This window comes from Acinetobacter sp. AYS6, from assembly GCF_025630795.1.
Taxonomy (GTDB): domain Bacteria; phylum Pseudomonadota; class Gammaproteobacteria; order Pseudomonadales; family Moraxellaceae; genus Acinetobacter.
On the sequence record NZ_JAOTNV010000006.1, the window covers coordinates 77,053 to 90,470 of the forward strand.

Below are 13,418 nucleotides of genomic sequence, written 5' to 3' on the forward strand. Positions count from 1 at the left end.
AAAAGAAGAGCAATTTTATAAGGTCATATAAAATTGCTCTTAAGTTGGGAGAGTGGGAGAAAAGAGAAACTTAAGCGGGCGTTTGTTCTTGAGTTGATTTAATTAATACAGGTTCAGGTAATTCTTCAGTATCAGCTACTTTTTCGCCTTCAAGCTTAGCAACAACTGCGGTAGCAATACTGTTACCTACTACGTTTGTTGCAGTACGACCCATATCAAGGAACTGATCGATACCAAGCAATAAGAGAATGCCAGCTTCAGGTAAATGGAACATGGTGAGTGTTGCTGAAATAACCACAATTGAAGCTCGTGATACACCTGCAATACCTTTACTTGTTACCATAAGAGTTAACAGAATTAAGATTTGTTGAGTGAAGCTAAGATCGATGTTGTAAGCTTGGGCAATAAAGAGTACTGCAAACGTGGTGTACATCATTGAGCCATCTAAGTTAAATGAATAACCCAGCGGTAATACGAAGCTTGTCACTTTTTTAGGTACACCAAATTTGTTGAGTGCATCCATTACTTTAGGATAAGCAGACTCGCTTGAAGCTGTAGCAAAAGCAAGCGTTACAGGTTCACGAATTAATTTGCCTAAGCGAAAAATATCTTTTTTAAGTACGATTGCACCAACAGAGAACAAAACAATCCAAAGTAACAGAAGACCGAAATAGAACTCGGCGATTAAAATACCGTAGTCAACAATTAAGCCTAAACCTTGTACTGTAATTGCTGAAGCAATTGCAGCAAATACTGCAAAAGGTGCAAACATCATGACGTAATCGGTGATACGGAACATGATTTTGCTAAGTTCTTCAGTCAAACGAATAATAACTGAGTCTTTTTCTTTGCCTTGATTTACAAAAGCGAGCGCTGAACCAAAGAAAATAGAAAAAACAAGAACTTGTAAAATATCGTTATTTGCCATTGCTTCTGCAATGCTGCGTGGAAACACATGACTTATGAATGATTGCAGCGTAAAGCCAGTGGTCGCTGGGAGAGAAGCGCCACTAAGTTGTTGAGCTGTTGGTAATGCTAAGTCTAGAGCTGCGCCAGGTTGGAAAAAGTTTGCTAAGCCCATGCCGATGGCAAGCGATACAAACGAAGCAGTAATAAACCAAGTCATTGACTTGAGTGTGATACTGCCGATTGATGTTGATTTCCCCATTGATACAATGCCTGAAACAATTGTGGCAAATACCAATGGTGCAATAATCATCTTGATGAGACGTAAAAAGATGTCTGTGCCGATGCTGAAATAAGAAGCGATCTGTTTGAGTTGTTCACCTTCATTGTAAAAGTGATGACAAATCCAACCTGTCAGTACACCAAGTAAAATAGCTATAACAATATACTTGAGCAATTTCTTTTGCTTCATATGAACCTCTATCCATTTGATTCAATCATTCTTTGATGGGATTTGAATGATTGAAAGCTTTCCTTGTTAGTTCAGTCCGGTCGTTCTACCGATTTTATCTTCCTAGATACCTGTATCTGTTTTAACCGAATCGAATATGGTGATGTTGTTATGGAAGGGGATTGTTGCTCGATTTTGAAGCAGTGTGAAATGCAAAAAAATATAGATCCATGCATTTTTTGCATAATAAAGATTAGAGTAATTGTGAAATTACGTATAAATTTAAACGTATGGTAAAAAATATATAAATAAATTATTAAAGCGAATTTAAAGGTTAAAAGAATTAAATTTTTAAGAAAAAGTTTTTAATTTCAAAGTTTTGTTTTTGAGTCGGTAAGCAGATGAGAGTGTTGTTGATCATTCTTTTTTCAAAGTCATAAAACAGAATTATTAAAAAAGGCATCTAATTTAAGATGCCTTTTTTAATATGCATTTTTTTAACGACGGTTGGCTAAGAAACGACCTAAACGAGTAATTGCTTCTCGTAACTCATTTTCAGCAGGTAAGAAAACCACGCGGAAATGATCTGGAGTTGGCCAATTAAAGCCTGTACCTTGCACCAATAAAACTTTTTCTGCACGTAACAAATCAAGCATTAACTTTTCGTCATCTTCAATTGGATAGATGTTTGGATCAAGGCGAGGGAAACAGTACATTGCTCCATCTGGTTTTACGCAGCTTACCCCTGGAATCTCATTGAGCATTTCCCAAGCAATATTACGTTGTTCATATAAACGGCCACCCGGACGAATCAGGTCATTAATTGATTGATAGCCGCCTAGAGCAGTTTGAATCGCATATTGAGCTTGAACGTTTGCACAGAGGCGCATAGAGGCCAACATATCTAAACCTTCGATATAGTCAGCAGCACGGCTTTTATCGCCAGTAATTGCCATCCAGCCTGAACGGAAACCTGCAATACGATAAGCTTTTGATAAACCATTAAAAGATACGCAAAGCTGATCACCTGCTAATGAAGCTACTGAAACATGTTCAATACCGTCATAAATAATTTTGTCGTAAATTTCATCAGCAAATAAAATTAGATCGTATTTTTTCGCAAGCACAACAATCTGTTCAAGAATATGACGTGGATAGACTGAACCAGTAGGGTTGTTCGGGTTAATGATGACAATACCGCGAGTATTCGATGTAATCTTGCTTTCAATGTCAGCAATATCTGGATACCAGCTATTTTCTTCATCGCATTTATAATGGATTGCTGTACCACCTGAAAGATTAACAGCTGCTGTCCAAAGCGGATAATCCGGCATTGGAATCAACATTTCGTCGCCATCATCAAGCAGGCCTTGCATTGCCATAACAATGAGTTCAGAAACACCGTTGCCAATATACACGTCATTCACGTGCATATTTAGAATGCCTTTTTGTTGGTAATACTGACAAATTGCTTTACGAGCAGGGAAGATACCTTTTGAATCAACATAACCAATTGCATTTGGTAGATTTAAAGCAACGTCATTAATAATTTCTTGTGGTGCTTCAAAGCCAAATGGAGCAGGGTTGCCGATATTTAGCTTGATGATTTTATGTCCTTGCTCTTCCATTTCATTGGCGGCTCGTAATACTGGTCCGCGAATGTCATAACAAACATGCTCAAGCTTCGATGATTTCTTTATTTCTCGAGAAGTTGGTATAGATTGGAGGGTAGCAGTATTTTTAGACATAGCTGGATTCACTTTTGCATATCGGTATAAATAACTTTTAAATGTTTTAACTGTTACCAAATTCAGATCGTGTTGATCTTTTAGTAATTCAACAATTTTTTCATGGGTAAAGCCCGATTGCTGATACTGTTTGATAACTGGTAATAGTTGCTGGAAAAGCACACTTTTTTTCTGAGACATGTTTTGTCCTATACAACCGTGCCAAACAAGAATATCACCATCTTTGCTTACTTGGAAGAAAATAAAACATAATTTTGCTTACTTTTGATTTTGAATTTTGCTTACCTTTTGCTTTCTATTGCTTAGTGATTAAATTCCAACAAATTTTACGTTCAGAGACTAGAGTTTTTGTGATGAATGGCGTAAATATAAAACTCAATCATCAGAAATGTTTACATCAGAATAAAGGTGCATGTCATGGGAAAAGTCAATAAAACAGACCGGGAATGGCAAAGAGAGTTATCACCAGAAGAGTATCGGATTACACGACAAAAGGGCACTGAACCTGCATTTACGGGGCAATATTGGAATACTAAGCAACATGGTACCTATGTCTGCCGTTGCTGCGGCGCAGAATTGTTCTCATCAGATACTAAATATGACAGTGGTTGTGGCTGGCCTAGCTTCTTTAAACCGATTGAGCCAACTGCAATTGAAGAACATGACGATTTATCGCATGGTATGGTCAGAACAGAAATTGTTTGTCATGATTGCGAAGCCCATTTAGGGCATGTTTTTGAAGATGGACCACAGCCGACTGGTTTGCGCTATTGTGTAAACTCGGCATCATTACAACTGAAATCACAAGAAAAAAATGATGAGGAAACCTATCCATGAGTAATATTTATCAGTTTGAAGCTGAACTGTTAGAGGGTGAAGTTAAGCAATTAGCTGATTACAAAGGTAAAGTTTTACTAATTGTAAATACTGCAAGTAAATGTGGTTTTACACCACAATTTGCTGGTCTTGAAAAGCTTTATGAAAAATATAAAGATCAAGGCTTGGAAGTTTTAGGGTTTCCCTGCAACCAGTTTGGTGGGCAAGATCCGGGTAGCAATAAAGAAATCGGTACGTTCTGCCAGCGCAACTATGGGGTGAAATTCCCGATGTTTGCGAAAGTAGATGTAAAAGGGCCAGAAGCCCACGTGATTTTTAGATTTTTGACACGTGAAGCTAAAGGGATTTTAGGCAGTAGCACGATTAAATGGAACTTTACTAAATTTTTGGTAGGGAGAGATGGCGCCGTGCTTAATCGTTATGCTCCTACGACTAAGCCGGAAGCATTAGAAGCTGATATTGAAAAAGCATTAGCGAGTTAATGAATTCAATGAACGCTATTCCTCAAGCTTTTGAGTTTTGGCAAGATGGGCGAATGACTTATGTTGAAACCAGAAGATCTTGTTTTAGTCGAACATGTTATAAGTCTCATAGCCATCCAACATTTTCTATTGGAGCTATAGATGAAGGGAATAGCGTTTTTCAAAGTTCATTTGGTACAGCACAAAAGATTTCTGCTGGTACGTTAGTCATTGTACCTGCCCACATTGAACATTCTTGTAATCCATTGCCAGATCAGGCTTGGAGTTACCAGATGCTACATCTGGATATATCGTGGCTTAATCAATGGTACACTGAATTTCAAAAAGAGGGCTTTGATTTAAATTTGCCCCAGCATAGACCTCTGATTATTAAAGATGAAACTTTGTATCAGGCTTTTACTGATATGAATGAAACTTTATTTGACGCTCAAAAATTGATTCTTGAAAAAGAACAGTCGCTTATCTATTGCCTTACTCAGTTGTTACTACCTCATTTTGTTTTAGAAGAAATACAGAAAACTCAATATTTGTACGAAGACTTCTTGAACTTAATTCATATTATTAAATCATCAGAACGATTCATTTCTCTAGAAGAGCTTGCACAGCAGGTGGGTCTTAGTCGGTATGCGATCATTCGTCTATTTAAAGCCAATGTTGGTTTAACACCTCATGCATTTCAAATTAATCTAAAGATTAATCAGGCCAGAGCACAATTAAAACAAGGTATTCCACTCGTAGAGTTAGCAGTGAATTTAGGCTTTAGTGATCAGAGCCATTTTCATAAAGCTTTCAAAGCTCATACAGGGATTACTCCTCGACAGTATCAACTTGCTGCCGCGCAATAATTTACAAGAAATTATTTTTCTCTATTTTTAAGCTATTCCATATTGTTTACAGATGAAACCCTTATGGAAGCTTTTTTAGTTATCGCCTTTACTCACTTTTTAGCACTGTTATCTCCGGGACCTGACTTCTTTCTTATTCTCACCAGTCTTTTGCAAAAGGGCTCGCGCTATACATATGGTGTCATTGCAGGAATTACATTTGGTAATGCCTTAATCTTAATGGCGTGTATGTTTGGATTTATGTTGCTTGGAAGTTTGAGTACGACCATTCTTTTAGTACTTAAATGGCTTGGGGCTGGGTATTTGGTTTATTTGAGTTATCTTTGTTTTAGAGCTGCTCAGTCTGGTACTTTAACTTTTGTTACTGAAAAAAATGAGTTGATTGATCAAGAGTATGAGCAGCAGGATAAAATTAAGAGCTTAATGTTGGGTATACAATCTAGTCTGCTTAATCCCAAAAATATTATGTTTTATAGTAGCTTGATGTTGCTTATTCAACATCAATTTAGTCTGGTTCAAAAATTGCTGATGAGTACGTGGATGACTGGAGTCGTGCTTGTTTGGAACTTATTGTTAGTTCGTCTATTACTTCAAAATCGGGTTCTAGAGCAGATTAAACGTTCAGCCATAGGATTATATTATTGTTCTAGTCTGGCTTTTATATTTTTTGCAGTCTTACTCCTTGCTTATAGTTAATGTCGGTTGTATAGCCTTCAACCTAAATAGTGAAGGCTATACAGCTTATCTATATTTAAAGAATTGCTTTTAAGCGCTTAACCACTTCTTCACATTGTGCTAAATCGGCGACTAAAGCCATACGCACATGATTCTCGCCAGGGTTACCTTGATCTGTATCACGAGATAAATAACGACCCGGTAAAACTTTAATGTGGGCTTTTTCCATCAACATCTTGGCAAAAGTTTCATCGTTATCAACTTTTAACCAGTAATAGAAACCTGCATCTGGCTTTTGCAGAGGTAATAAGTGACCTAGTTCGTTTTGGAATAAATCAAACTTTGCACGATATTGCTTACGGTTTTCTTCAACATGGTTTTCATCATTCCATGCCGCAATAGATGCAAGCTGATGTTGAACAGGCATTGCTGCGCCATGATAGGTACGGTACTGCAAATATGGTTTTAATAATACTGCATCACCCGCTACAAAACCTGAGCGTAATCCCGGCAAGTTTGAGCGTTTAGACAGTGAATGAAATACCACACAGTTTTTATAGTCATCACGACCAAGTTCTGCACAAACTTCTAATAAACCTGTAGGTGCTTGCTCGAACCAAAGTTCTGAATAGCATTCATCAGAAGCAATAACAAAATTATATTGATCAGATAAGGCAATTAACTTTTTGAATTGTTCTTTAGAAAGCACCGTACCAGTTGGGTTGCCCGGCGTACATACAAAAAGAAGGGCTGTTTTTTCCCATACTTCGGCTGGCACTGCATCAAAATCACCTAAGTAACCATTTTCTTCGGTGCAATTGATGAAATAAGGTTTTGCGCCAGCAAGTAGAGCTGCTCCTTCGTAAATTTGATAAAACGGATTCGGCATGACCACATACGGTGCGTCTTCACGGTTAATGAGCGCCTGAACAAATGAGAAAATCCCTTCACGCGTACCAGACACTGGCAAAATGTGGTTTTCAGCACTAATGCTATTAAGTTTAAAGCGCTTAGTGAGCCAGTCTGCAATACTTTGGCGAAGCTCAGGTAAGCCTTTGCTATTTGGATAAGTTGAGAGGTGATTGAAGTTGTCAATAATTGCCTGTTTAACAAACTCTGGTGCTGGGTGCTTTGGTTCACCAATTGATAGAGGAATCAAGGGAAGGTTAGCAGGAGTAGTATCCTTAAAAAGTTGGTTTAACTTTTCAAATGGATATGGGTGCAATAACGACAAGCTAGAGTTCATTAAACAGTTACCAAGTAGTTGAGTTTCAGTGCTGACAAATTTGATTAGATGCTTCATCTAATGCAGCTTTAAGCTTTTCCGAGAAGAGTTTAACCTCTTCGTTATTTAACGGTTTTCCATCTTTTTTCGTGACAAAGAAAATATCTTCTGCACGTTCACCTAAAGTTGCAATTCTAGCTGAATGGATGTCTAAACCTTGCATCATAAATAAGCCACCTACACGTGCAAGTAGGCCGGGGTGATCGAGTGTTGAAATTTCAACCATGTTTTGCTGTAACGCTTCATTCAATGTAACGTCAACTGTATTTTCAATATCGAAATGACGTAGTTGACGTGGAATGCGGCGTTGCATAAGTCCCGGATATTGGTCTGGCTGACTAAGCGCCTTCACCAATGCAGTTTTAACTGTTTCTTCGCGTTCAGGGTCGGTTAGCAATGTACCAAAGCGATCGAGCACAACATAGGTATCTAAGCTAAATGCGGTACTTGCTGTGATAATTTTTGCATCTTGAACGTCTAGGTTCATGCGGTCTAAAACTGCAACGGTGGTGGCAAAAAGGTTGGGTTGGTCACGCGTGTATATAAAGATTTGCACGGCATCTTGCGCAGCTTTACGGTGAGCACGTAACAGAACTAATGGCTCTGGGTTATCGCCGTGTTTCAAAATTGCTTGAGTGTGCCATGCAATTTCATCTGCCGATTCTTTAATGAAGTATTCATCGCCCAGTTCTTGCCATACTTTTTCAACGTCTGCCAATGAGAAGTTATTTACCAATAATTCACTTGCTGCAAATTTGGTGTCTTCAATTAGCATTTGATAGTCAACAGGACGGCTTAAACCTGTACGAATGACATCACGGGCATGCGTATAAAGTTGACGCATAAGCGAAGCACGCCATGTGTTCCACAGTTTTGGATTTGTCGCATTAATATCTGCAACTGTTAAAGTATATAAATAATCAAGATGCTCCATATCGCCAAGTTTTTCGGCAAAATCTTTAACCACATCTGGATCTGAAATATCTTTTTTCTGAGCTGTCAGTGACATAAGCAAATGGTTGTGGATGAGCCATGCAATTAATTTGCATTCACGCTCTGTAAAGCCATGCGCACGTCCAAACTCGATTGCGTCTTCTGCACCAAGTTCACTATGGTCTCCACCGCGGCCTTTGGCAATGTCATGAAATAATGCAGCAATAAATACAATATCTTGACGTGCAAGACGTTGGAAAACAGAACTTACTACAGGGAACTCTTTAGCGAATTCAGGTTCTTTAAAGCGGTTTAAATTGCGCAGTAATAATAGGGTGTGTGCATCAACTGTATAGATATGGAATAGGTCATATTGCATAAGACCCATAATTTGGCCAAATGCTGGAATATAGTTTCCTAGAACTCCATATCGTTTCATCGCAACCAAAGTATCGTATAGACGATAAGGTGAGCGAATAATCGACATAAATAGGGCTTGATGCTCAGGATTATCTCGATAGTTTTGATTGATACGTTTTGCAGCAAGAATAAGTAGGCGTAAAGTACGTGCGCGAATGCCTTCAATATCTGGTCGATTAGCCAAAATATAGAACAATTCTAAAATAGCACTTGGGTGTTCTGCGAATATTTTGTGGTGCTGTACGGCAAGCTTGTTATCAACGATTTTAAAATGATTATTAACTTCTTCAATTTTACGTTCATAATTTGGTAAGCGCGGAGTAATGACCGATTCGCTAAAATATGCCAACAACATTTCATTAAGCGTTGAAACCTGTTGAGCTGTACGGTAATAACGCTTCATGAACTGTTCAACGCCGTAATTTACAGGTTGACCTTCTTGACGCACATAACCAAATTGAGCGGCAATATCTCTTTGATGATCGAACAAAAGACGGTTTTCATCACGCTTCGCTAAGCGATGTAAATGGTGACGAATTTCCCAAAGAAAACTTTCTGCTTCTTCTAAAACGTTTAATTCAAATTCTGAAATAAAACCTAAATGAACTAAGTCATAAATGCGGTTTACGCGGAAATGACGCTTAGCAATCCAACCAATCTGGTTAATATCACGAATGCCGCCAGGCGCATTTTTAATGTCAGGTTCTAAGTTGCTTTCAGTATTGTTGTGTTGGTGGTAACGCTTAGCTTGTTCAGCCATTTTTGCATCAAAAAATGTTTTGTCTGTCCACGTTTGCGAAACAATACGACGCGGCCATTTCGCAAGTTGACTATTACCGGTAATTAAACGAGCTTCAATGAGTGTCGTTGCAACTGTTAGATCTGTCGCTGCCTGTTCAACACAGCTTTGAATGGTGCGAACGCTAATACCGGGTTTGAAATTACCAACATCCCACAAAGAGGAAATAAATGTAGAAATACGTTTTTCATTTTCTTCGTTAATTTCATGTTCCGATAAAATCATGATATCAACATCGGAATAGGGCAACATTTCACGGCGCCCATAACCACCTACAGCAAAAAGACCTAGACCTGTCTGATCAAGTTCGGCATGTTTCCACAGAAAGATTAGTGCTTCATCAACGAGGTCTGAGCGTGCTTTAATCACTTCTCGAATAGATTGCCCATTTTCATATGAATCCTGCAATTGCTTTTCTACATCCGTTCGCCATTGATTAATGGCTTTAATATCATGATGGCTTGTAACGTAGTTCAGCAATGGCGATGTATTGATCATGAAAATGGGTCTACCAATAAGTAAATATTAAGAGTTGGTTTTTACGCTTACTTGATCAGCGGTTTCTTTCGCTAAAGTACGAGCAAGATCAGTATTTTCTGCGCGAGCAGTTGCCACACCCATACGACGTCGTTTGAAACCCTCTGGTTTACCAAACAGGCGTAAGTCAGTATTTGGGTCGGCTAATGCCGTATTTAAGCCGCTGTAACTTAAGTTGTTGGCATCGACTCCAGCATAAATGACTGCACTCGCAGCAACACTATGGCGAGCTGTGTTTACAGGTAATCCTAAAATTGCACGAGCATGCAATTCAAATTCACTTTGAAATTGTGATGCTAAAGTAACTAGACCAGTATCATGTGGGCGAGGCGAAACTTCACTAAACCAGACCTTGTCGCCTTTAATAAACAGTTCTACACCAAAAATACCACAGCCGCCAAGCGCTGTTGTCACTTTATTCGCAATTCTTTTTGCTTCTTCAAGTGCAGCCGCAGTCATCGGTTGAGGTTGCCAGCTTTCTACATAATCACCAGCATCTTGACGGTGACCAATTGGGTCACAATAGTGAGTTTCGATTTCACCAGTTTCAGGATTTTTTGCACGCACGGTAAGTAATGTAATTTCAAAATCAAAATCAATTTGAGACTCAATAATGACCGTACCTTGGTTAACACGACCACCTTGCATCGCATATTCCCAAGCAGCATCGACTTCATCGAAACTTTTTACACGAGACTGACCTTTACCCGAAGATGACATTACAGGTTTTACAAAGTTTGGATAGCCAATATCATCAGAAGCAGCGCGGAAGCTTTCTAGTGAGTCAGCAAAGCGGTAAGCAGAGGTCGGTAAACCAAGTTCTTCAGCCGCAAGACGACGAATGCCTTCACGATTCATGGTTAGGTTTACAGCTTTAGCAGAAGGAATAACAGTTGTAGTTTGGCTCGCTTCAATTTCAAGCAAAACTTCTGTCGCGATGGCTTCAATTTCTGGAACAATTAAATTCGGTTTAATTTTTTCGATGAGCTGTTTTAACTCAGTTGGATTAGCCATGTTGAGCACATAAGAAAAATGTGCAACTTGCATGGCTGGCGCATGATCATAACGGTCGGCTGCATGTACTTCTACACCAAGGCGTTGTAAAGAAATTACAACTTCTTTGCCAAGTTCTCCTGAACCTAACAATAAAACTTTAAATGCAGAAGATTGAAGTGGGGTACCGAGTGTCACGCTCATGCGAATCATCCTGACAAAATTATTTTTTTAAGCATAGCAGAACTTCTGATGGAGTTAAGCTTTATCACACATAAAAAGATTAATTTTGTCGGACAATTAAGAGGGCACTTTTTAGATATTAACCTGATAGTTTAAAAGCATCTCATCTGCGTTTTTACCGCGTATGCCCCAATTTTCTTTAGGGGTTTCAAAAATCGTAATTTCAATATCTTGCGGAGCTATCTTGCATTGTTCTTCAATATTGCGAAATAAAGTTTGAATAAGTTGTTTCTTAGTGGCTGGGCTACGTCCCGCAAACATTGAGAGTTCGATAATAATGTAGTGCTGGCTGCGGTCAGAAGGATAGATAAAGTTTCCAGGTTTAAGACTGATAAAACGCTGAAATCTTTTCTCAACTGGATATTTCAACTCTTGAATTAAAGCTTGATGGATTGCATGAGAAAGTAGTTCTCGATACTGCATAATCGTTTGTTCATTTGCATAAATTTTAACTTGTGACATTTTTATCTCTATTAAGTAGATGAAGTTATCTTTTTAATCAGTTCAAAAATTTAGGTTTTTATGCCAGAGGACTACACCTTTGGCCGTGATTTATTTTATATAAGCAAGATCAGTTTATCTATTTATAAAGGTAAATAAGTATAGATCAGTCCATAAACAATTGCGGCAGTTAACGTTGCCGGTACGATTTTCTTAAATTTAAAATAAAGAGCTGCTAGCACTAAAAAGCCGATAAGCATAGCTAGGCTTTTATCTGGATTTTCAAGAAGTGGTGGAAGAGTGGCAACCACAAGCATGGCGCTAATTGCAGATATGCCAATGCTTCCCAACGCAATTTTTAGCCAGACTGAACCGCGTCTTTGCTGTGTACCTTGTAGCTTCTGTATAACAAAGAATGGTCCAAAACGTGAGGAAAAATTAGCAATACCAACAATTATGCCAACCAGAATAATCTCTAGATTCATTTTAAACTTCGACCTCTTCTTGTTGTTTCAGCACATAATGTTTAAACAAGCCGGCTAAAATGCCTGAAAAAATACCAATAAAAATAGCTGCAGATAGGTTAATCCAATAGCAGGACAACGCTGAAACAACTAAAGATATAGCAACTACAAAGCTATGCTTTCGCTCAAATGCTGCTAATAAAAAACTTAAAAATAAAGCAGGTAATAAGAAGTCTAAGGCTGCTTGTAAAAACTTTGGAAGATGAGACACTTGATCTGCAAATAATCCGCCTAGCAATGAGCCAGTTGCCCAAGCCATCCAACTAAATAGGCTTAAGCCTAGCATCCAAGACTCAGACCATTGCTGACGGCGCTGTGAAAGTTGAATCATTCCACTGGCAAAAACTTCATCGGTTAAGCCCCATGCCCATACCGCTGTTTTTTTAAGATTTAATTTGCTCGGAATAAGGTTATATAAAGCAGGTCCATAAAGTACATGGCGAATGTCCAATGCAATGACTGTTAATGCCGTTAACCAGATAGATGAACCGCTTGCCAAAAGCGCGACAACCAAGAACTGGCTGGCTCCGGCATACATTGAACAAGATAGGAAAAAAGCTTCCCATGGTGTAAAACCAAACTGAGATGCAGAAACGCCAAAGGCAAAAGAAACGGGTAAATAGGTGAGTACGATAGCTTGGCTATCTTTGGCGCCTTGCCAAAAAGTTGCCGTTTGGGCAGGCATCAATTGTTGTTCGGACACAATACACCTTGGCAATAAACCAAATGATAAAAATACTTGAAAGATTGAGTATTGTAGCCGAATTTAATAGCATAGTGCCGAAATGTTTAATCGGCAGTTTGCTATGTTCAATGCAAAGATTCGTTTAGTTTATATCGCCATGTTGAGTGCAGGTATTTTTACATTGCAGGGCTGTGACAATGGTAATCATGAGGCAGAAAAAAAAGTAGAAATTAAGCCAGCACCTAAACTAACCAATGACGCAACTGTTTATGCTCAAAAAGCATGGACATTGATTAATACGGTTGAGCATTTGGTTTATGAAAAGCAGCTGAGTCAAATTGATGACAAAGTTCGTAAACCTTTACGTCAATTGAGTACGGATTGGCGTATTAATGTAAAAATGACTGATTCTGTGACAGAAGGGAAATATGCACTTTGTCGTAAAGCTTTAACGAGTCTAGATGTATGGGCACGCGAAACGCTTGAAAATAATGATTCAGTTGCTAAGAAACAAGCAGATTATGAGCGAGATAAAGCGCAATGTAAGGATGCGATCGATACGCCAAATCTTGGAAATACCTCTCCAAAATAAAAATTTATAAATATAAAAAAGC

13 protein-coding genes are annotated in these 13,418 nt (G+C 38.6%); 5 read left to right on the forward strand and 8 right to left on the reverse strand.

The annotated features are described in order from the left end of the window. Window positions 1–70: 70 nt before the first annotated feature. Window positions 71–1,378 carry a dicarboxylate/amino acid:cation symporter gene (locus OD757_RS08645; protein WP_263031588.1) on the reverse strand — a complete coding sequence of 436 codons (1,308 nt, stop codon included), beginning with the start codon at window positions 1,376–1,378 and terminating at the stop codon, window positions 71–73. Window positions 1,379–1,854: 476 nt separating this feature from the next. Then, entirely contained in the window at window positions 1,855–3,285 is a 1,431-nt protein-coding gene (locus OD757_RS08650; RefSeq protein ID WP_263031589.1) for a pyridoxal phosphate-dependent aminotransferase, read from the reverse strand. 237 nt (window positions 3,286–3,522) lie between these two features. On the opposite strand from OD757_RS08650, the gene msrB reads away from it, so the two are divergent. From msrB to OD757_RS08670, 4 genes are all read left to right on the forward strand, one after another. Then, the gene (gene msrB / locus OD757_RS08655) at window positions 3,523–3,942 is read left to right on the forward strand and encodes a peptide-methionine (R)-S-oxide reductase MsrB (RefSeq protein ID WP_004792889.1); all 420 of its coding nucleotides are present in this window, start codon (window positions 3,523–3,525) and stop codon (window positions 3,940–3,942) included. Then, window positions 3,939–4,424 (forward strand): glutathione peroxidase, encoded by a 486-nt coding sequence (locus tag OD757_RS08660; protein WP_009388288.1) that lies wholly within the window; start codon window positions 3,939–3,941, stop codon window positions 4,422–4,424. Before msrB ends, OD757_RS08660 begins: the two co-directional genes overlap by 4 nt. Beyond that, window positions 4,424–5,269: an AraC family transcriptional regulator gene (locus OD757_RS08665; RefSeq protein WP_263031590.1), complete on the forward strand. Its 846-nt coding sequence runs from the start codon at window positions 4,424–4,426 to the stop codon at window positions 5,267–5,269. Before OD757_RS08660 ends, OD757_RS08665 begins: the two co-directional genes overlap by 1 nt. A gap of 63 nt (window positions 5,270–5,332) precedes the next feature. Then, window positions 5,333–5,965, forward strand: a complete 633-nt coding sequence (locus tag OD757_RS08670; RefSeq protein WP_263031591.1) for a LysE family translocator — start codon at window positions 5,333–5,335, stop codon at window positions 5,963–5,965. Between the two features lie 55 nt (window positions 5,966–6,020). Here OD757_RS08670 and dapC read toward each other — a convergent pair whose 3' ends face one another. The 6 genes from dapC to OD757_RS08700 form a co-directional block, all read right to left on the reverse strand. Continuing rightward, the gene (gene dapC, locus OD757_RS08675; protein ID WP_263031842.1) at window positions 6,021–7,190 is read right to left on the reverse strand and encodes a succinyldiaminopimelate transaminase; all 1,170 of its coding nucleotides are present in this window, start codon (window positions 7,188–7,190) and stop codon (window positions 6,021–6,023) included. A gap of 25 nt (window positions 7,191–7,215) precedes the next feature. Beyond that, window positions 7,216–9,879: a [protein-PII] uridylyltransferase gene (glnD, locus tag OD757_RS08680; protein WP_263031592.1), complete on the reverse strand. Its 2,664-nt coding sequence runs from the start codon at window positions 9,877–9,879 to the stop codon at window positions 7,216–7,218. A 27-nt stretch (window positions 9,880–9,906) separates the two neighbouring features. Further along, window positions 9,907–11,124: a formate-dependent phosphoribosylglycinamide formyltransferase gene (purT, locus tag OD757_RS08685; RefSeq protein WP_263031593.1), complete on the reverse strand. Its 1,218-nt coding sequence runs from the start codon at window positions 11,122–11,124 to the stop codon at window positions 9,907–9,909. A gap of 102 nt (window positions 11,125–11,226) precedes the next feature. Continuing rightward, window positions 11,227–11,616: a tautomerase family protein gene (locus OD757_RS08690; RefSeq protein ID WP_009388287.1), complete on the reverse strand. Its 390-nt coding sequence runs from the start codon at window positions 11,614–11,616 to the stop codon at window positions 11,227–11,229. 122 nt (window positions 11,617–11,738) lie between these two features. Further along, entirely contained in the window at window positions 11,739–12,080 is a 342-nt protein-coding gene (gene ygaH / locus OD757_RS08695) for an L-valine transporter subunit YgaH (RefSeq protein ID WP_263031594.1), read from the reverse strand. Window position 12,081: 1 nt separating this feature from the next. Then, window positions 12,082–12,804 (reverse strand): AzlC family ABC transporter permease, encoded by a 723-nt coding sequence (locus OD757_RS08700; protein WP_263031843.1) that lies wholly within the window; start codon window positions 12,802–12,804, stop codon window positions 12,082–12,084. Window positions 12,805–12,925: 121 nt separating this feature from the next. Here OD757_RS08700 and OD757_RS08705 point away from each other — a divergent pair, with 121 nt between their 5' ends. Further along, window positions 12,926–13,396, forward strand: coding sequence for a hypothetical protein (locus OD757_RS08705; protein WP_174739220.1), 471 nt, complete (start codon window positions 12,926–12,928; stop codon window positions 13,394–13,396). Window positions 13,397–13,418: the final 22 nt, after the last annotated feature.

Excerpts from the sequence above, each read along its gene's own strand:
- OD757_RS08645 (WP_263031588.1), bottom strand. The coding sequence starts at position 1,378 with ATGAAGCAAAAGAAATTGCTCAAGTATATTGTTATAGCTATTTTACTT.
- OD757_RS08650 (WP_263031589.1), bottom strand. The coding sequence starts at position 3,285 with ATGTCTCAGAAAAAAAGTGTGCTTTTCCAGCAACTATTACCAGTTATC.
- msrB (WP_004792889.1), top strand. The coding sequence starts at position 3,523 with ATGGGAAAAGTCAATAAAACAGACCGGGAATGGCAAAGAGAGTTATCA.
- OD757_RS08660 (WP_009388288.1), top strand. The coding sequence starts at position 3,939 with ATGAGTAATATTTATCAGTTTGAAGCTGAACTGTTAGAGGGTGAAGTT.
- OD757_RS08665 (WP_263031590.1), top strand. The coding sequence starts at position 4,424 with ATGAATTCAATGAACGCTATTCCTCAAGCTTTTGAGTTTTGGCAAGAT.
- OD757_RS08670 (WP_263031591.1), top strand. The coding sequence starts at position 5,333 with ATGGAAGCTTTTTTAGTTATCGCCTTTACTCACTTTTTAGCACTGTTA.
- dapC (WP_263031842.1), bottom strand. The coding sequence starts at position 7,190 with ATGAACTCTAGCTTGTCGTTATTGCACCCATATCCATTTGAAAAGTTA.
- glnD (WP_263031592.1), bottom strand. The coding sequence starts at position 9,879 with ATGATCAATACATCGCCATTGCTGAACTACGTTACAAGCCATCATGAT.
- purT (WP_263031593.1), bottom strand. The coding sequence starts at position 11,124 with ATGATTCGCATGAGCGTGACACTCGGTACCCCACTTCAATCTTCTGCA.
- OD757_RS08690 (WP_009388287.1), bottom strand. The coding sequence starts at position 11,616 with ATGTCACAAGTTAAAATTTATGCAAATGAACAAACGATTATGCAGTAT.
- ygaH (WP_263031594.1), bottom strand. The coding sequence starts at position 12,080 with ATGAATCTAGAGATTATTCTGGTTGGCATAATTGTTGGTATTGCTAAT.
- OD757_RS08700 (WP_263031843.1), bottom strand. The coding sequence starts at position 12,804 with ATGCCTGCCCAAACGGCAACTTTTTGGCAAGGCGCCAAAGATAGCCAA.
- OD757_RS08705 (WP_174739220.1), top strand. The coding sequence starts at position 12,926 with ATGTTCAATGCAAAGATTCGTTTAGTTTATATCGCCATGTTGAGTGCA.